The organism is Sorangium sp. So ce204 (assembly GCF_051526795.1).
In the GTDB taxonomy this organism is placed as follows: Bacteria; Myxococcota_A; Polyangia; order Polyangiales; family Polyangiaceae; genus Sorangium; species Sorangium cellulosum_B.
The window spans coordinates 11,093,435-11,110,564 of the sequence record NZ_CP150317.1 but is presented as its reverse complement, the minus strand read 5'-3'; the positions used below and the strand labels follow the sequence as shown (position 1 = coordinate 11,110,564).

General features: G+C 74.8%; 12 protein-coding genes. 5 read left to right on the top strand and 7 right to left on the bottom strand.

Features of this window, described 5'->3' with window-relative positions:
• Window positions 1-36 precede the first annotated feature (36 nt).
• Window positions 37-1,269, top strand: coding sequence for an acetyl-CoA C-acetyltransferase (locus tag WMF22_RS41870; protein WP_438033367.1), 1,233 nt, complete (start codon window positions 37-39; stop codon window positions 1,267-1,269).
• Window positions 1,266-2,375, top strand: a complete 1,110-nt coding sequence (locus tag WMF22_RS41865) for a cation diffusion facilitator family transporter (RefSeq protein WP_438033366.1) — start codon at window positions 1,266-1,268, stop codon at window positions 2,373-2,375. The genes WMF22_RS41870 and WMF22_RS41865 overlap by 4 nt, the downstream gene beginning before the upstream one ends.
• Window positions 2,376-2,406: 31 nt before the next feature.
• On the opposite strand, the gene WMF22_RS41860 is transcribed toward WMF22_RS41865, so the two are convergent.
• The 4 genes from WMF22_RS41860 to WMF22_RS41845 all read right to left on the bottom strand — a co-directional run bounded on the left by WMF22_RS41860 (window position 2,407) and on the right by WMF22_RS41845 (window position 8,143).
• The gene (locus tag WMF22_RS41860) at window positions 2,407-3,975 is read right to left on the bottom strand and encodes a hypothetical protein (protein WP_438033365.1); all 1,569 of its coding nucleotides are present in this window, start codon (window positions 3,973-3,975) and stop codon (window positions 2,407-2,409) included.
• Window positions 3,972-4,355 (bottom strand): hypothetical protein, encoded by a 384-nt coding sequence (locus WMF22_RS41855; RefSeq protein WP_438033364.1) that lies wholly within the window; start codon window positions 4,353-4,355, stop codon window positions 3,972-3,974. Before WMF22_RS41855 ends, WMF22_RS41860 begins: the two co-directional genes overlap by 4 nt.
• Window positions 4,355-6,820 carry an Hsp70 family protein gene (locus WMF22_RS41850; protein ID WP_438033363.1) on the bottom strand — a complete coding sequence of 822 codons (2,466 nt, stop codon included), beginning with the start codon at window positions 6,818-6,820 and terminating at the stop codon, window positions 4,355-4,357. The genes WMF22_RS41855 and WMF22_RS41850 overlap by 1 nt, the downstream gene beginning before the upstream one ends.
• A gap of 165 nt (window positions 6,821-6,985) precedes the next feature.
• The gene (locus tag WMF22_RS41845) at window positions 6,986-8,143 is read right to left on the bottom strand and encodes a CAP domain-containing protein (RefSeq protein ID WP_437295512.1); all 1,158 of its coding nucleotides are present in this window, start codon (window positions 8,141-8,143) and stop codon (window positions 6,986-6,988) included.
• A 105-nt stretch (window positions 8,144-8,248) separates the two neighbouring features.
• Here WMF22_RS41845 and WMF22_RS41840 point away from each other — a divergent pair, with 105 nt between their 5' ends.
• From WMF22_RS41840 to WMF22_RS41830, 3 genes are all read left to right on the top strand, one after another.
• The gene (locus WMF22_RS41840; protein ID WP_437295511.1) at window positions 8,249-9,721 is read left to right on the top strand and encodes an MlaD family protein; all 1,473 of its coding nucleotides are present in this window, start codon (window positions 8,249-8,251) and stop codon (window positions 9,719-9,721) included.
• A gap of 110 nt (window positions 9,722-9,831) precedes the next feature.
• Window positions 9,832-11,457: a multiheme c-type cytochrome gene (locus tag WMF22_RS41835; RefSeq protein ID WP_438033362.1), complete on the top strand. Its 1,626-nt coding sequence runs from the start codon at window positions 9,832-9,834 to the stop codon at window positions 11,455-11,457.
• 106 nt (window positions 11,458-11,563) lie between these two features.
• Window positions 11,564-12,481 carry an alpha/beta fold hydrolase gene (locus tag WMF22_RS41830; RefSeq protein WP_438033361.1) on the top strand — a complete coding sequence of 306 codons (918 nt, stop codon included), beginning with the start codon at window positions 11,564-11,566 and terminating at the stop codon, window positions 12,479-12,481.
• 178 nt (window positions 12,482-12,659) lie between these two features.
• On the opposite strand, the gene WMF22_RS41825 is transcribed toward WMF22_RS41830, so the two are convergent.
• The 3 genes from WMF22_RS41825 to WMF22_RS41815 all read right to left on the bottom strand — a co-directional run bounded on the left by WMF22_RS41825 (window position 12,660) and on the right by WMF22_RS41815 (window position 17,117).
• Window positions 12,660-14,681: a hypothetical protein gene (locus tag WMF22_RS41825; RefSeq protein ID WP_438033360.1), complete on the bottom strand. Its 2,022-nt coding sequence runs from the start codon at window positions 14,679-14,681 to the stop codon at window positions 12,660-12,662.
• Between the two features lie 134 nt (window positions 14,682-14,815).
• Window positions 14,816-15,421, bottom strand: a complete 606-nt coding sequence (locus WMF22_RS41820; RefSeq protein ID WP_437295507.1) for a hypothetical protein — start codon at window positions 15,419-15,421, stop codon at window positions 14,816-14,818.
• A gap of 82 nt (window positions 15,422-15,503) precedes the next feature.
• Window positions 15,504-17,117, bottom strand: a complete 1,614-nt coding sequence (locus tag WMF22_RS41815; RefSeq protein ID WP_437295506.1) for an AMP-binding protein — start codon at window positions 17,115-17,117, stop codon at window positions 15,504-15,506.
• Window positions 17,118-17,130 lie beyond the last annotated feature (13 nt).

The window sequence follows — 17,130 nt, the reverse complement described above, 5'->3', positions numbered from 1 at the left end:
TAAGCACGGGCCGGACACCGGGCTCGGAGGCCTGTCATGCGAGACGTCTTCATCGTGGATGCCGTTCGCACGCCGCGCGGGCGCGGCAAGGCGGGCAAGGGAGCGCTCTCGGGCGTGCACCCGCAAGAGCTCCTCGCGCAAACGCTCAATCGCCTCGCCGAGAAGACCGGGATCCGCAAGCAGGACGTCGAGGATGTGGTCGTCGGGTGCGTGACCCAGGCGGGCGAGCAGGGCGCGTGCATCGCGCGCACCGCCATCCTCGCGGCCGGCTGGCCGGACGCCGTGACCGGCGTGACCGTCAACCGCTTCTGCGGCTCGGGCGCGCAGGCGGTGAACTTCGCGGCGATGGGGGTCATGTCCGGCCAGCAGGAGGTCGCCGTCGGCGGCGGCGTCGAGAGCATGTCGCGCGTGCCGATGGGCTCGGACGGCGCGCCCCTCGACGGGAACAACCTCGCCCTCCGCAAGAAGCTCGCGATGGTCCCGCAGGGCATCTCGGCGGACCTCATCGCCACGATCGAGGGCTTCTCGCGCGAGGACGTCGACCGCTTCGCGCTGGAGAGCCAGCGCAAGGCCGAGCGGGCCGCGGGCGAGGGGCGCTTCGCGAAGAGCCTCTTCACGGTCGTCGATCTCGACGGCAAGCCGCTGCTCGACAGGGACGAGCACCCGCGGGCCGGGGCGACGATGGAGGCCCTCGCGAAGCTCGAGCCCGCGTTCGCCAGCCTCGGGTCGACGCCGATGGGCCCCGCCGGCGAGACCGTGGATGCGCTGGCGCTGGCGCGCTATCCGCAGGTGGCGTCGATCCGGCACGTCCACACGGCGGGCAACTCGAGCGGCATCGTGGACGGGGCGGCCGTCGTGCTGCTCGCGTCCGGCGACTACGTGAAGGCGCACGGGCTCGCCCCGCGCGCGAGGATCCGCGCCACGGCGACGGCCGGCGCCGAGCCGGTGATCATGCTGACGGCCCCCGCGCCCGCGTCGGAGCGCGCCCTGAAGAAGGCGGGCATGCAGGCGCGCGACGTCGATCTCTGGGAGATCAACGAGGCGTTCGCGGCGGTGCCGCTGCAGACGGCGCGCAAGCTCGACATCGACCTCGACCGCGTCAACGTGAACGGCGGCGCGATCGCGCTCGGGCACCCGCTCGGCGCGACCGGGGCCTGCCTGATCGGGACGGCGCTCGACGAGCTCGAGCGCGCCGGCAAGGCGACCGCGCTGATCACGCTGTGCATCGGCGGAGGGATGGGCGTGGCGACCATCCTCGAGCGGGTGTGAGCCGCTCCGGCGCGGCGATGGGGGTGCGCGACGATCACGGGAGCGCCTCTGACGAGCACCGGCACGGGCGCGGCGCTCGACGCGGCGAGGGGCACGATCACGGGCATCACCATGCCCCGGGTCACGACCACGATCACGGCCATGACCACGACCACGGCGACCCGCGGCACCACGACCACGGCCACGATCTCCGGCGCGCGCCGCTCCGCCGGCTGATCGCGGCGTTCGCGCTCACGACGTCGTTCCTGGTCGTCGAGGCGGCGGTCGGGTGGTGGTCGAAGAGCCTCGCCCTGCTGGCCGACGCGGGCCACATGCTCGCGGACGCCGCGGCGCTCGGCCTGGCCATCATCGCCCAGCGCATCGCGGCGCAGGCGCGGACGCGCGAGCGGACGTACGGCTTCCGGCGCGCCGAGGTGCTCGCGGCCTTCGCCAACGGCGTCGCGCTGGCGCTGACGGCGATCTGGATCTTCATCGAGGCGGCTCACCGCTGGCGCGCGCCCCAGGCGGTGCACGCCGAGGCGCTGGCGATCACCGCGGCGCTGGGGTTGCTCGTGAACGTGGTCGCGGCGCTGCTGCTCTCGACCGGCGAGCACGGGCACAACATCAACACGCGGGCCGCGCTGGCGCACGTGCTGTCGGACGCGCTCGGCTCGGTCGGCGCCATCACGGCGGGCGTGCTCATCCTCGCCTTCGGCTGGACGCGGGCCGATCCGGTGATCAGCGCGGCCATCGGCGCCCTCGTGCTCTGGGGCGGCTGGCGGCTCGTGCGCGACACGTCCCGGGTGCTCATGGAGGGCAGCCCGATCGAGATCGATCTCGCCCACGTCGAGGACACCATCCGGAGCGTGCCCGGCGTCGTCGACCTCCACGATCTGCACGTCTGGTCGATCTCCGACGGCTTCAACGTGCTCACCGTGCACGTCGTCCTCGCCAAGGGGCACCACGGCACGAACGTGGCCGCCGCGGTGGCCCGGCAGCTGCGCGAGAAGCACGCGCTCACCCACTGCACGATCCAGCCGGAGCCGCTCCAGGAAGAGCTGCTGGTGACGCTCAGGCGGCCGGGCGCCGGGGCGCCGGGCGGGCCCGCGGGCGACCGGAGCGGCTGAGCGCCGCTCTGGATCTGGCTCTCCGCCCGCGTCAGACCCCGCACTCGACGTTGCCGCGCTGGAGCGCCGTGAGGCGCGAGTCGCCGAGCGCCTCGGCCTCGGCGAGGAGCCACCGGAACATCGCGTTCGCGATCACCCGCTCCTTGCGCGTGTTGAACAGCCAGACGGCCGCGTGGCACACGTCGGCGTGCAGCTTGGGGAACGCGAGGCGGCGGAACTCGGCGCCCACGAGCTCGGCCGCGGCCTCGTACTGCGCGCGGAGCGCCGTCCACTCGCGCCACTCCGAGAGCGCCGGGAGCTCGCGCCGCTCGTCGACGCGGCGGCGCAGGGCGTCGCACGCGATCTCCACCTCGGACAGGAGCTCGTCCCGGAGCCGGCGGCGCGTGCGGCCGATGGTCGCGCCGAGGTCGTCCCACTCGGCGAGCGGCACGCGCGCCGCGCGCAGCGTCGCCGCGAGGTCCTCCTCGACCGCGCGCGCCAGCGGACCGAGCGCCGCCTGCGCGCCCGAGGCGCCGAGCGACGCCGCCCGCTCGCGGAGCTCGGCCTGCGCGCGCTCGTCGTCGAGCGCCGCGTCCCACGCGCCGCCGAGCCGCCTGAGGTCGTCGCCCGAGACCTGGCCCCGGGGCCGGAGCAGCAGCGCGGCGTGGAGCAGCACCGCCCGGCTCCACAGGTCGCCCTCGGCGACCTTCGCGGCGCACGGCTCGGGCTGCTCCGGCTCCGGGCGCGGCGCGTCGTCGCCCGCGGCGAGGGCGCGGCGCACGAGCGGGAGCGTGGCGCGACGCCGGGGCGCGGCGAGCCAGCGCAGCCAGAGCTCGACAGCGCCCGGCGCGGCCGCGCCGCCGAGCAGCCGCGCGGCGGCCGCGCCGAGGAGATCCGTCGCGCGGTCGCCCCCGTCGGTCGCGCGCTCGATCACCTCCGCCCAGTCGCCGCGGGCGGCCGCCTCGGCGGCGAGCCAGGCCGCGGCGACGCGGCGGGCCTCGCGGGGGCAGGCGCGCTCGTCGAGGCTGGCGACGCTCGCGAAGAGCGCCCGCGCGCCCTCGACGTCGCCGCGGTACGCCGCGAGCATCGCGCCGGCCGCGACGCCCGCGCCGCGCAGCGGCTCCGTGCCCGCCGCGGCCGCCCCGCCGTCGCCGCCCCGTTTCGCGCCGTGGCGCTGGCCGGTCCCCTCCAGCAGGTCGCCGATCCACGCCTCCGCCGCCGGGTCCGGACGCCGCGCGCGGCAGAGCGCCCACGCCGCCGCGAGCGCCGCGCCGCCGCGCGGGTCGGCGGGCCACGCGAAGAGCGAGCGCCTCGCGGCGCCGTACGCCGCGCGCGGCAGGCCGAGCGGGATGAACACGTGCCGCGCGGCGAGCCAGGGCCCGAAGAGCGCAAGGGCCGGCGCGAGCACGAGCAGGCCGACGATCGACCCGCGCGGAACGGTGGACACGAAGAGCACCGCGAGCACGCCCAGGACGATGCGTGTGAAGGTGCTGGCGAGCACGTGGTCGTCGGTCGCCCTCTGGGCGGCCACCCGCCGCTTGACGAGCAGGGGCCCGACGATGACCGCGGTCACGACGACGAGGAAGGCCATGATCGCGAGGGCGATGTGGTGGTCCATCATCGCGCCCTCCAGCCGAGGGCCGACAGCGCCTCGGGCCACGGCGCGCGCGGGTCCTCCCCGGGCGGCTCCGGCGGCGGCAGCTCGCCGAGGTCGTCGTCGAGATCGTCCTTCGGCCGCGGCCTCGGGTCGAGCCGCGCCCAGACCTCGTGCGCCAGGCGGCGCTCCGGGTCCCGCAGCGCCGCCATCGCCTGCCGCACCTTGTCGGCCGTCCGCGCGCCGGGGCCGACCGGCGTCGGGTACGTCGCGGCGCTCGCCAGCTTGAGCTCGAGCATCCCGAGCAGCTTCTGCCCCTCGCGCTCGAGCTCCGCGCGGCTCGCGCTCGGGCGCAGCCCGAGCACGTAGAACGGGTTGTCGCGGATGCGGCCGAGCGCGTCGTCCATCACCGCACCCCTGACTCGTGGCCGAGCCTGCGCTTCTGCGCGTCGACCGGCAACAGGCGCCAGAGCTCCTCGGTGATCGTCCTGAGCGCCGCCGTGTCGCCGCGCTCCGCCGCGCCGCGCCCGTCGCGCACGAGCCGCTGCGCGCGGACCAGATCCGAGGCCTGGTGCGCCTCCGAGGCGGCGTCCTCGAACATCCACACCCACGCCTTCGGGTGGCGCTGGAACGCCGCGCTGCTCAGGTTGCGGACCAGCCGGAGCTGCCGCTGCAGCTCGACCTGGTTCTTCTCGGCGCGCGCCCGCGCCACGCCCTGCGCGGCCTCCTCGAGGAGCGCCTTCTCCGTGCTCGATCCGAGCTGCGAGATCCACGTCGACGCGCTCGCGACCGCCGCCTGGGCCTCGGCGTCGAGCTCCGGCCAGCGCTTGTCGGCCTCGGCCTGCTCGAGCAGGACGTCGAGATCGAGCAGCGCGCGCCGCGCCTTCTGCCCCGCGTCGGCGTCGCCGCCGCGCGCCGCGGCGGCGTCGCGCTCCACCTCGGCGAGCGCGCACTCCACGTAGGTGACCTTGCCGAGCGCGTGCGGCGCGTCCCTGCGCAGGGCGGCCTCGCGCACCGCGGCGAGCCGCTCGCGCATGGCGGCGAGCGAGGCGTCGAGCACCTCCGGCGCCGCCTCGGGGACGAGCAGGTGCGCGACGCGCTCGAACACGAGCCCCTGCGACGGGATCAGCGCGCGCGCCGAGAGGTGCCCGCCCCGATCGAGCTCGAGCGTCAGCTCGATCGCCGAGCCCGCGGGCAGGGTCTGGGTGAGCCCGCTCCCGTCGATCTCGAGCGTCCCGACCACGCGGCAGAGGTGGGCGACGTCGAGCTCGCCCTGCACGACGGGGATCTTCAGCACGCACGCGCCGGAGCCCTTCGGGACGCTCTCCACGCTGTGGTGCACGAACGTCCGCCGGGCCGGCAGCGGCGCGCCCCGCTCGAAGTAGACGCGCACCGAGTTGTCCGCGAGCGCGACCCCGATCGTGCGCGACAGCGGCGGATCGCCGATCGTGAGCCCCTGGACGATCGTGATCGCCTGCGGGTGCACCGGCACCCGCGCGCCGCCGGCCGCGCTCGCCTCGATGTTGAACACGTTCGGCCGGCGCGGCAGCAGGTCGACGGTCACCACGAACGCCCCCTCGGCGTCGAGCGGCGCCTCGGCGCTCGTCCACCCGTCGCCCTCGCGCGTGAGCCGGATCCGCTCGGGCGCGGCCCCTGGCCCCTCCATGACGCGGCCGACCACGTGGGGCGTCAGATCGCTCGACATGGCCGGGTACTGCAGCCACAGCCGGCGCCCCTCCTCCTTGGGCCGCGCTCCCGAGGAGGAGGCCCGCGCGTCGAGCCCCGCCGTCGCCGCGTAGATCGCGGCGCCCTGCGCGACGAGCGTCATCGGGTCGAGCCCCTCGCCGAAGGGCGCGCCGAGCGCGTCCCGGATGCGCTCGCGCAGCGCCGGCATCACCGTCGGCCCGCCCACGAGCACGACGCGCGCGAGCTGCGACGCGTCGAGCCCGTGCGCCGCGAGCAGCCGGCGGCAGACCTCGACCGAGCGGTCGATGATCGGCGCGCAGAGCGCGTCGAGCGTGGACCTCTGCAGGACCAGGTCGACGTCGACGGGCGCGCCGTCCACCTCGAACGCCGCGGGCACCGCGAGCGCCGCCTCGTCGGCGCGGGTGAGCTCGATCTTGATCTCCTCGACCGCGAGCTTGAGCTTGCGGAGCGCGGCGGCGTGCCGCGGGTCGGCGCGGCTCACGGTGACGCCCTGGGTGCGCGCGATCTCGGCGAGGGCCCAGTCGACGATCGCCCAGTCGAAATCGCGCCCGCCGAGGAAGTTGTCGCCGTCGTGCCCGACGACGCGCAGCAGCCCGTCGCGCGTCTCGAGCAGGGAGACGTCGAACGTCCCGCCGCCGAGGTCGTAGACGAGCCAGCTGCCCGTCGACTCCTCGACCGTCCAGCCGGCGGCCAGCGCCGAGGCCACCGGCTCCTGGATCAGCTCGACGCGCTCGAACCCCGCGCGCCGCGCCGCCTCCGACGTCGCCGCGCTCTGGGGCAGCTCGAAGAGCGCGGGCACGGAGATCACCGCCGAGGCTGGCAGGACCCCGAGGTGCTCCGCGACGTCGGCGCGCAGGGAGCGCAGCACCTCGGCGGCGAGCTCCTCGGGCTTCTTCGCGACCTTCGCCGCCGCGAACTCGATCGGCTGGGCCGTCCCCATCAGCCGCTTGAACTCCGCGCGGGTGTTCTGCGGATCGCCCTCGAGGAACCGGCGCGCGCGCGCGCCGACCGTGACCGTCCCGCGCGCGTCGATCCGCACCACGCTCGGGGTGAGCGTCGCGCCCTGGGAGTTCCTGACGAGGGTGACCTTCTCGCCGTCGAAGGCGGCCGCGGTCGAGTTCGTGGTGCCGAGGTCGATGCCGACGTAAAGCGGGCGTGCAGCCATCGCTCGCAAGGATACACGCGCGGCACGGCGGCCGCCCGGCGAGGCATGGAACACGCACGGCGAAGCCGCTGGCGCGCGGCTGACGCCCGCCCGCCCGCCGCAAGGCGCGTCCGCCCTCGGGGTACGGGAACAGCGTACGTCAGCGCAGCGCTGCGGCGCCCGCGGTCACCCTGCGAGCAGCTGCGTCACCCAGACCCGGCCGGTCGGATCGCGCACGACCGCCACGCCGGTCCTCCTGTAGCGCCGGTCGAGCAGGTTGCCCCGGTGCGACGGGCTCGCCCAGATCGCGCGGTGCGCTCCCTCGGTCGTGGCCGAGCTGGCCACGTTCTCCCCCGCGATCGTCGCCTCGTACCCGGCCGCCCTGAGGCGCGCCGCCGGATCGCCCGAGCCCACGTCGTGGCCCACCATCTTCGCCTTGATCATCTCCTCGGAGTGCGCCCGCGCCAGCGCGGCCAGCGCCGCGTCGCGCGCGAGCGCGGGCAGGCGCTCCGACGCCCGCGCGGCGTTCATCATCCGCAGCATCGCGTCCTCGTCGCCCTGCGCCCCCTTCGCGGCCTCCTCGCCCGGCGCCGCCGCGCGGACGAACCGGCCTGGCGGAGCGCTCCCCGCGAAGATCATCGCCTCCAGCACCGGCCTCGGCCCGGTCGACACCGTGGCCAGCACCTGCACGAGCCAGCTCCCCGGCTGGTCGACCGCGAAGCTCGAGCGGAGCCGCGCGCCCGAGAGGGAGCTCAGCACCGTCCTGGGCGCGCCCCGCGGCCCCAGCAGCACCACCTTCGCCGCGGTCGCCGGGACCCGCATCGTCCCTTCGAGGGTCACCCATTGCCCTACCCGCGCCGTCGTCGGCAGCGGCGACAGATCCGCGAGCGCGTCCACCCCGATCGCGGCCACGATCACCGTCCCGTCCGGCTTCTTCGCCTGGGCCACCCCACATCGCCGCACCCCGAGGGTGGTCCACCCCGAGAGCCACCCGTCGATCCGCGCCCCGATCTCCGCCGGCCCGAGCCCTCGGCCGGAGATCGACCATCCCCTCGGCCAGGCGTGCGGCGCGCCGGCGGCGCGCAGCGTGAACGAGAGCTCGTCGGGCGCCATGATCTCCCCGCCCTGGAGCTGCCGCTCGACGTTGCGCTGGGCGACGGCGGCGAGCGCCGTGTCCGCGCTGCCGCAGCGCGCCGCGAGCGCGGCGATCTCCGGCGAGACCGCCCTGGGGGGTCGTGGCGACCGCGTCGTCGCCTCCCACGTGAGCGCCGGCGGCTCCGCTGCCGCCGCGCCCGCGGAGGCGAGCGCCGCGCCGAGCACCCCGCTGGCCCACCATGACCGCATTCGACTCGGCTAGCAGGTTTCCCGCCCCGGCGCTCGTTCCCCCGCGCCGCCGCGAAAGCCGCGCGGTCCCGCGGGCGGCTCGTGCTACCGTGGCCGTCGCGCAGCATGGCTGAGGTCTCCAAGGCCGCGAAGGTCGGCGTGATGACGATCGTGCTCGCGGGCGCGGCCTACGGCGGGTACCGCTTCGTCTCGCGCGACATCGGCGGCGGCAGCGGCTACCGCGTCTGGGCCACGCTGCCCGACGCGATCGGCGTGTCGCCGCAGTCGCGGGTGATGATCTCGGGCATCCAGGTCGGCGTCGTCGACAAGATCTCGCTCTACAACGGCCAGGCGCGCATCGACATCAAGATGAGCCCCGACGTCCCGCTCTACGAGGACGCGGCCATCGGCAAGCGCGCGACGAGCCTCATCGGCGAGTCGTTCGTCGTGCTCTCGCCCGGCACCGAGGGCAAGCCGCGCATCCCCGACGAGGGGAGGGTCCTCTATTACATCGATGAGCCGACGATCCAGTCGATGCAGGGGCAGGTCTCCGAGATCCTGAAGGACGTCAAGGCCGTCACCGAGACGCTGAAGAACACCGTCGGCTCCGAGGGCGGGCAGGAGCGGCTCGCGCAGATCCTCGAGAACCTCGCCGAGGTCACCGAGCAGATGAACGCGACCGTGCGCGAGAACCGCGCGGGCGTCACGGAGACCATCAACAACATCAACCAGATCACCGGCGACTCGGGCCCGCGCCTGCGGGAGATCCTGCGCAACGTCGAGCAGGTGAGCCGCGACATCCGCATGATGACGGCCGCGGCCGAGGTGCCCGGCCGGAACGGGCAGCCCGGGGAGCTCCGGAGCGCCGCGGAGCGCGTGGGCCGCGCGACCGAGAGCCTCGAGTCGGCGCTGAAGCACGTCGACAGCGTCGCCGCGCGCGTCGACCGCGGGGAGGGGACGCTCGGCCGCATCACCCGGGACGAGACGCTGATCAACGAGGTCGAGACGGTCGTCGAGAACGTCGGCGAGCTCGTCGGCGGGCTCAGCCGGTTCCAGACGGTGGTCGGGCTGCGGACCGACTACAACTTCCTCGCGAACACCATCAAGAGCTACGTCGAGCTCAGGCTCCAGCCGACGGAGGACAAGTACTACGTCGTCGAGCTGGTGAACGACCCGCGCGGCAAGACGGACTTCCAGCAGATCGACGTCGACACGACCAACCCGAACGAGCCCGCGCACTACCGCGAGGTCCGCACGATCACGACGAACGCCTTCCGGTTCTCGTTCCAGTTCGCGAAGCGGCTCGGCCCCTTCACGGGCCGGTTCGGCATCAAGGAGTCGACGGGCGGCCTCGGCCTCGATCTCCACCTGCTCGACGATCGGTTCGAGCTCCGCCAGGACCTCTTCGGCTTCGGCGAGGAGCTGTCGCCGCGCTGGCGCGTCGCGCTCGCGTACGAGTTCATCCGGAAGCTGTGGCTGCTCGGCGGGATGGACGACATCCTGAACGCCGATCGCCGGGATTACTTCATCGGCCTGCAGCTCCGGTTCAACGACGCGGACGTGAAGACGGTCCTGCCCTTCGCGCCGTCGGGCTTCTGATCGCGCCCCCGCCCTCTCGGCGCGGCCCCGGAGGTGCGCCCGGGCCCCTGTGCTATAGCGCGAGCATGAAGCGCTCGCTTCTTCGCGGAGTGTGTCGCGGATACGCGCTCTTGATCCCCTTCGCCGCGATCTCCGCGGCGGCCTTCGCTTCGGCCTGTCAGGGGTGCAAGCTCCCCGCGACGGCCGCCGTGAGCGCGGACGCGGACGCGGACGCGAACGCGAGCAAGCCGACGGTGCGGCTCTACGTGCTCAGCACCGTCGCCGGCGCGCTGGAGCCGTGCGGCTGCACGAAGGATCAGCTGGGAGGCATCGACCACCTCGCCGCCTTGATCGAGGCCCAGCGCGGCGAGGCCCCGGATCGGCTCGTGGTCGGCGCGGGGCCGATGCTCTTCACGGACCCCGAGGTGAAGCCCGAGCGCTCCTCGCAGGACGCGTGGAAGGCCGAGGCGATGGCGCTGGCGGCGAAGGAGATCGGGCTGACGGCGTGGGCGCCTGGCGAGAACGACTGGGCGCTCGGCGCGGAGGCGCTCGGCAAGTACCAGGAGCAGTCCGGGGCGGCGCTGCTCGGCAAGAACCTCGAGGGCGCGAAGGGCGTCCAGGGCGTCGTCGTGCGCGACGTCTCCGGCGTGAAGGTGGGCCTCATCGGCGTGAGCGACCCGAAGGGCCGCGCCGGCGCCTACCCCGAGGGCGTCAAGGCCGGCCCGGCGATCGACGCGATGAAGGCGGGCGTCGAGGAGGCGAAGAAGCAGGGCGCGAGCGTCTTCGTGGGGCTCGCGGCGCTGCCCAGGGGCGAGGCGCTGCGGCTCGCGGACAGCGTGCCGGAGCTGCACGTGCTGGTGCTCGGCAAGCCGAGCGAGCGCGGCGACGGCAACGACGGCCCGAAGCCGCCGGAGATCATCGGGTCGACGCTGGTCGTGGAGACGCCGAACCACCTCCAGTCGGTGGCGGTCGTGGATCTCTTCGTTCGAGGCGGCGGCGGCGGCCCGCTCGTGTTCGCCGACGCGGGCGGCGTCGCGAAGGCCGGGGAGCTCATCAGCCTGTCGGAGCGCATCCGGGAGCTCGAGATCCGCCTCAACGGCTGGGAGGGCGACAAGCGGGTGGCGGCGAAGGACATCGAGGCGCGGAAGGCGGATCTCGAGAAGCTCCGGGCCGAGAAGGCGCAGCTCGAGGCGGCGGAGACGAAGGTGACCGGCAGCTTCTTCCGCTACAGCTCGGTCGAGGTGCGCGAGAAGCTCGGGGCCGACAAGGACGTCGCCGGGCAGCTCCTCGCCTATTACAAGCGGGTCAACGACCACAACAAGCAGGCCTTCGCGGATCGCGTCCCCGAGAAGCCGGCGAAGGGCGAGGCCAGCTACATCGGCATCGACGCCTGCACGAACTGCCACGACGAGGAGCGCAAGGTCTTCGACGGCACCGCGCACGCGCGGGCCTACGCCACGCTGCAGCAGGATTTCAAGGAGTTCAACCTGGACTGCGTGAGCTGTCACGTGACCGGGTACGGCAAGCCGGGCGGCTCCACGGTGACGCACAACGCGTCGCTGCAGAACGTGCAGTGCGAGGAGTGCCACGGCCCCGGCTCGCTGCACGCGAAGGATCCCGAGAAGAAGGGGCTCATCGTGCTGTCGCCCCCGCCCCAGAGCTGCGTCTCGCAGTGCCACCACCCGCCGCACGTGGAGGGCTTCGACCCCGTGGCGAAGATGCAGCTCATCCTCGGCCCCGGGCACGGCAGGGACTGAAGGAGGGGGCGCGGCGGCGGCCCTCTCCCGCTGGTTCTTCTGGTTCGGGGCTGCTTCTGGGCTGCGGCATTCCCGCGCCGTTTCGATCGCGCTACGGAATGCGCCTGTGACGAACGTCCACGCCGTCGTCTCCCGCCTGGGCCCGGTCGAGAGCGCGATCCTAGCGGAGCTCACCGCGGGCGCGCCGCCGTTCGCTGTGCACCGCCGCGCCGCGCTGAGCTCGACGCTCCGCTACCTGGAGGGCGGCGGCGGCTCGCCGGTGGTCCTCCTGCACGGCCGCGGGAACGCCGCGACGACGTGGTTCCCGCTGCTCCCCGAGCTCGCGCGGCGCCACCGCGTCGTCGCGGTGGATCTCCCCGGCTTCGGTCACGCGTCGTCTCCGCCCTTCGAGGGCGGGGGCTTCGAGGAAGGCCTCCGCTTCTTCGCCGATCCCGTGGAGGAGCTCCTCCTCGAGCTGGATCTCGGCGGCGCCGCCCTCGTCGGCCACTCCCTCGGCGCGCTTGTCGCGGTGGAGATCGCGCTCCGCAGGCGCGCGCGCCCGCGGAAGCTCGTGCTCATCGGCGCGATGGGGGTCGGTCCCGTCATGACCGCGTGGAGCCGCGCCTATTTCCGCGCCCCGCCGGAGCGCCTTGTGCGGGTGCTCGGCCCCGCGCTCTTCCGCCGCCTCCGTCCGCCGCGGCCCACCCCGCTCGGCGAGCGTCTGGCCGCCTTGCACGGCGAGCTTTACGCCGTGCCGGACGGCCGGGTCGCGCCCGTCGCCGCGTTCAACGCGCTGTTCCCCGCCCTCGGCGCCGTTCCCCATCGTCTCCCGCGGCTCGGCGAGATCGACGCGGAGACGCTGGTGCTCTGGGGCGAGCGCGACGACGTGTTCCCGGCGCCGATCGGCATCGCCGCGGCCGCGGCGATCCCCCGCGCCACGCTGCACATGGTGCCGCTCGGGCACGCGCCCCACCTGGAGGATCCGGCGCTCGTCCTCCCGGCGCTCACCGCGTTTCTTTCGGCCGGTGCAGCGCCCTCCCTGTAGCCCTCCTGCGTCTCATGACACGGCCGTGCCCTCCAGGAGGGGCCGGTGGGGCGTCCAGGAACCGGGAATCGCCGTCCAGGAACCAGGGAGCGCCGTCCAGGAACCGGGCAAGCGCCGTCCAGGAACGGGGAATCGCCGTCCAGGAACGCCAGCGCGCCCCTGTCGAGCCCAGGGCCGCTCAGTGCACGCCGCCGACGAGCCACGCCTGCGCCGGGACGAGCACCTCTTCGGGCGAGCCTCCGCCCTGCGACGCCGGGCCGGTCGCGCTGCCGTCTCCCATCGGCGTCATGCGGAACCCGTGGTCGCCGAACACGAGCAGCAGCGTCCGCGGCGGCAGGCTGGCCATGAACCGCGCGATCACGTCGGCGACCTCCTCCGCGATGGCCTCGATCCGCTCGGCGAACGGCGGCCCGGCGGCGCGCAGGCGCGCCTCCACGAGGTCGAGCTTCATCAGCTCGCGCGACCCGACCCGCTCGCGCCGCAGCGTCGCCACCGCGCGCCCGCGGGCGATGGCGGGCTCCGCCTCGCTCGGGGGCATCGTCTCGCGGAGCCCGTCCGGCCCTCGGGCGAGCAGCGAGATCTGCGCCGTCGTCGTCGGCGGCAGCGCCGCCCAGAGGAGCGATCGCTCCACCAGGATGGCCCGATCCACGAGGATCTCCTTCAGGTGCGCGGCGACCCGCTCGCCGAGGTCGAAGCGCATCGCGTCCACGAGCAGGAGCTTCACCCCGCGCGCCCCGTTGAGCCGGGCGATGCGGGCGGCGATGTCCGGGGCGTCGAACACCATGGGCGGCCGCTTGCCGGTCACGCGCAGCGCCGAGAACGCCTCCCGGTAGCTGTGCTCGAAGCTGTTCCTCCAGCTGTCGACAACGCCGCGCACGGCGGCGTCCGTCTCGCCGGCGAGCGTCGCGCCGAGCAGCGGCGTGTAGTGGGTCGCGAACAGCTGCTCGATGACCCGGACCGGCTTCGGGCCGCGGGCGTTGTCGAGCTCGACGGCGAGCGCGCGCCACTCCGCCGCGCTGAGGACCCGGTCGCGCGGCGCCTTCCGCTCCCGCCGCGCCTGCGGGGGCGCGTCGGCGTCCGCGTGGGCTCCGTCAGCGTTCGGCGCGTTCGGCGCGGCCGGCACGGCCTCGTGCGCCCCTCGCGGCGGCCTGAGCGTCATCGCTGCGCCGCGCTCCTCGTGCGGCGCCCCTGGCTCGGCGGCCGGCGCGCCCGGCTCGGCGCTGGCGGGCGCCGTCGCGGCCGTCTCGTCCGTGGCCGGCGGCGTGCTCGCGCCCGGCGCCCGCGCCGCGACGGCGCTTCTCCCGGCGACGGCCGCCGGCGCGTCCGTGCGGCGGATCCTCGAGGAGCGGGGGGGCAGCACGCCGCGCAGCCGCCCGTCCGCCCGCCCTTCGGCGGAGACGGGCGACGCCGGCGCTCCGTGCGCCTCGGGGGCCGTCGGCCTGGCCTCGCGCGCCTCGACCGGGGCCGTCGGCCTGGCCTCGCGCGCCTCGACCGGGGCTGTCGGTCCGGCCTGGAGCGCCTCGTCCACGGCTGTCGGCCCCGCCGGGAGCGCCTCGACCGGGGCTCTCGCTCCGGCGCTCGGCTGCGCCGGCCCGACGGGGCGCTCCTCCCCGCGCGCCGCGAGGCTCCGCGCCTGCCCGCGCGGGGACATGGAGGAGACGGCGCCGTACCCGTCGCGCGTGCTCCTCTCGACGAGGTCCGCGAGGGGCACCGGCGCGAGCACCTGCGCGGACCTGTCGTCTTCGTCGAAGACGAGGGCGACGGGCGCCTCGCGCGCCGCGCCGAGCCAGGCGAGGAGCGTCGCGCTGTCGTCCGGGTGGAGCGCGCGCGGCGAGGCCGAGCGCCCGCCCGCGAGGCGCGGAAGGGCGACGGCGAGGCCCGAGGCGCCGAGCGCCCTGGCCCGGAAGATCTGGTCGGCGATCGCCACCTCGACCGGCGCGCCTTCCTGGACCCGCGGCGGCAGCGCGCCGCGCAGGGCCAGCGCGAGCTCGACGGCCTCCTCGATCGTCGCGCGGAGCTGCCCGTCGGGCGCCGCCGGGGCGCTCGCCCAGAGGAAGCGCTGCGACCTGAGCTCGCGCTCGGAGTCGGCGCCCTGCTCGCTCGGGGCGAAGCGGGCCGTGCCGCACGGGGGCGCAGGGGGGGACGTCGGTCGGCCCTCCTCGGAGGCGGAGTCGAGGCGGGAGACAGGATCGAGGCGCATCGCGCGGGACCCTCGCAGAGCTCGCGGAAATGGGCCAAGTTTCGGCGAGCGAGCCAGTGCGCGCGACCGACGGCCGCGCCGGCCGCGGCATCCACGGGCCTCTCGCGAGGCCGCCGCGGGTCTCGGATGGGGGCCTAGCGGGACTCGCGCGCTGTCTCGGCCATGAGGGCGAGCAGCGAGCAGGCGATGGCGAACCGGGCGTCGATTCGCCCCTGGTTCATCGACAGGTCGAGCGTGAACTCCTTCACGAACCACCGGAACACCTGCTTCACCTTCGCGACCTCCTGCTGGTGGAGCTCGATGTGCCACTTCCCGATGAGGAGCGGGAACATGCGGCGGAGCAGCGCGGCGCCGTCCTCCTGCATCAGCCCGACCGGCTGATCCGCGGGGTCGAGGATGTCCCAGGTGTCGCGGACGATCGATTTGAGCCCGCGCGAGCGGATGGTGCCGACGCGCTCGCCGGTGCGCGCGTCGAGGACGTCGAGGCACCGGTTGAGGGCGATGACCTGCCGCGAGCGGATCGTGAGCAGCGGCTGCGACTCCGACTCGTCCGCGAAGAGGGTGAACTCCTCACGCAGCTTGAGCAGCGGGTGCTTGACGAAGCAGACGAGGGAGCCGTCGGGCGCATAGACGTGGAACTTGCGGCCGAGCAGCGACCAGAAAGGCCGCTTGATCGTGTACGTGGGGTGCGAGAACGGCTGAACCGCGAGGCCGCCGTACGCGGCTTGGGCTTGGACCATGGGGCTGGCAGGCTGCATTGGCGTCGAGTAGGCCGGAGCCGAGCGCGTCGGTCAAGCAGCGACGACCGCGCGTCTCGCGCGTCTACCGCGCGAGAGGGCCGCGCTCCTCCACGGCAATGCCCGCTGCGATGGTCTTCACCAGCTCTGGTTTGACGACCTTGCCCATCGCGTTGCGCGGCAGGGCCCGCACGACGATCGACTCGCGTGGGACCTTGTAGGGCGCGAGGCGCTCCTTCGCCCAGGCGCGGAGCGGCCCGGTGGCGCACTCCGCCTCTCGCCCGGGCGCGGCGACGACGACCGCGACGACGCGCTCTCCCCACGCCTCGTCAGGGACGCCGATCACCGCGACCTCGGCGATCGCGCCGTGCTCCCGCAGCGCCTCTTCGATCTCGAGGGCGGACAGCTTGTATCCGCCGCTCTTGAGGATATCGACCGAGGTCCGCCCGAGGAGCCGGAAGCGCCCGTCGCTGGAGCGCTCGGCGACGTCGCCGGTGCGGAACCAGCCGTCCTGGAAGGCCGCGGCGGTGGCGTCCTCGCGCCCGAGGTACCCCTTGAAGACGCTGGGCCCGCGGATCCAGAGCTCGCCTCGCGCGACCGCGGCGTCGCCCGGCGCTGGCGGGTCGCCCGGCGGCCGTTCACCCGCCGCCCACGCGTTGCCCGCGTCGTCCGTGATGCGGGCCTCGACGGTCGGCAGCGGGAAGCCGACCCAGCCTGCCCGCCGCGCGCCTGGATCGAGCGGGTTGCTCATGCCGACGCCGATCTCGGTCATCCCGAAGCGCTCGAGCGGGATCGTGCCGGTGAGATCGCGCCAGCGCTCGGCGAGCGTCACCGGCAGCGCCGCGGAGCCGCTCGTCGCGAGCCGCAGGGCCTGCGCCCCCGCGGCGAAGCCGGGCGCGCCGCCCCGGTCGACGTGCTCGAACAGCCGCTGGTACATGGTCGGCACCGCCATGAACGACGTCACCGAGCGGCGCGCGATCTCGGCGGCGACGCGCTGGGCGTCGAAGCGCGGCAGCATCCTCGTCGCGCCGCCCGCGAGCAGCGACGTCATGAGCGCGATGACGACGCCGTGGAGGTGGTGCAGCGGCAGCGCGTGCAGCAAGAGGTCGTGATCCGAGAAGCCCCAGGCCGCGCGCAGGAGCTCCGCCTGCACCGCCAGGTTGCGGTGCGTGAGCAGCGCCCCCTTCGGCTTGCCGGTCGTGCCGCTCGTGTAGAGCAGGAGCGCCGGATCGTCCGCGGCGATGTCGGAGATCGCCGCGTCTCGCCCGGGCGCGGCGCGCTCGAGGTCCTCCACGAGGAGCACGGCGCGGCCCTGCGCGATCGGGGCGGCCACGGCGGCGAGCTCGCCGTCGGTGATGATCCGCCGCACGCCGGCGTCGCTCGCGAGCCACTCGAGCTCTGCCGGCGGATAGAGCGCCGACAGCGGCAGCGCGATCCCCCCGGCGAGGAGGGCGCCGAGGAAGGCCGAGACCCACGCCGCGCCGGGCGACACGAGCAGCAGGATGCGCTCCCCCTCGAGGGAGCTCGGGCTCTCGGCCTCACCCGCGCCGCGCCGCGAGCCGCCGGCGAGCAGCGCGCCGCGGACGCGCAGGGCTCGCTCCAGGAGCGTCGCGAAGGTGATCTGCCCGCGCTCGTCCTCGACGGCGGTTCGGGCGGACGAGCCGAGCTGCGCGAGCCGTTCGACGAGCGGAGAAGCCATCGCGCGAACTCTC

Excerpts from the sequence above, each read along its gene's own strand:
- WMF22_RS41870 (WP_438033367.1), top strand. The coding sequence starts at position 37 with ATGCGAGACGTCTTCATCGTGGATGCCGTTCGCACGCCGCGCGGGCGC.
- WMF22_RS41860 (WP_438033365.1), bottom strand. The coding sequence starts at position 3,975 with ATGATGGACCACCACATCGCCCTCGCGATCATGGCCTTCCTCGTCGTC.
- WMF22_RS41855 (WP_438033364.1), bottom strand. The coding sequence starts at position 4,355 with ATGGACGACGCGCTCGGCCGCATCCGCGACAACCCGTTCTACGTGCTC.
- WMF22_RS41850 (WP_438033363.1), bottom strand. The coding sequence starts at position 6,820 with ATGGCTGCACGCCCGCTTTACGTCGGCATCGACCTCGGCACCACGAAC.
- WMF22_RS41845 (WP_437295512.1), bottom strand. The coding sequence starts at position 8,143 with ATGCGGTCATGGTGGGCCAGCGGGGTGCTCGGCGCGGCGCTCGCCTCC.
- WMF22_RS41840 (WP_437295511.1), top strand. The coding sequence starts at position 8,249 with ATGGCTGAGGTCTCCAAGGCCGCGAAGGTCGGCGTGATGACGATCGTG.
- WMF22_RS41825 (WP_438033360.1), bottom strand. The coding sequence starts at position 14,681 with ATGCGCCTCGATCCTGTCTCCCGCCTCGACTCCGCCTCCGAGGAGGGC.
- WMF22_RS41820 (WP_437295507.1), bottom strand. The coding sequence starts at position 15,421 with ATGGTCCAAGCCCAAGCCGCGTACGGCGGCCTCGCGGTTCAGCCGTTC.
- WMF22_RS41815 (WP_437295506.1), bottom strand. The coding sequence starts at position 17,117 with ATGGCTTCTCCGCTCGTCGAACGGCTCGCGCAGCTCGGCTCGTCCGCC.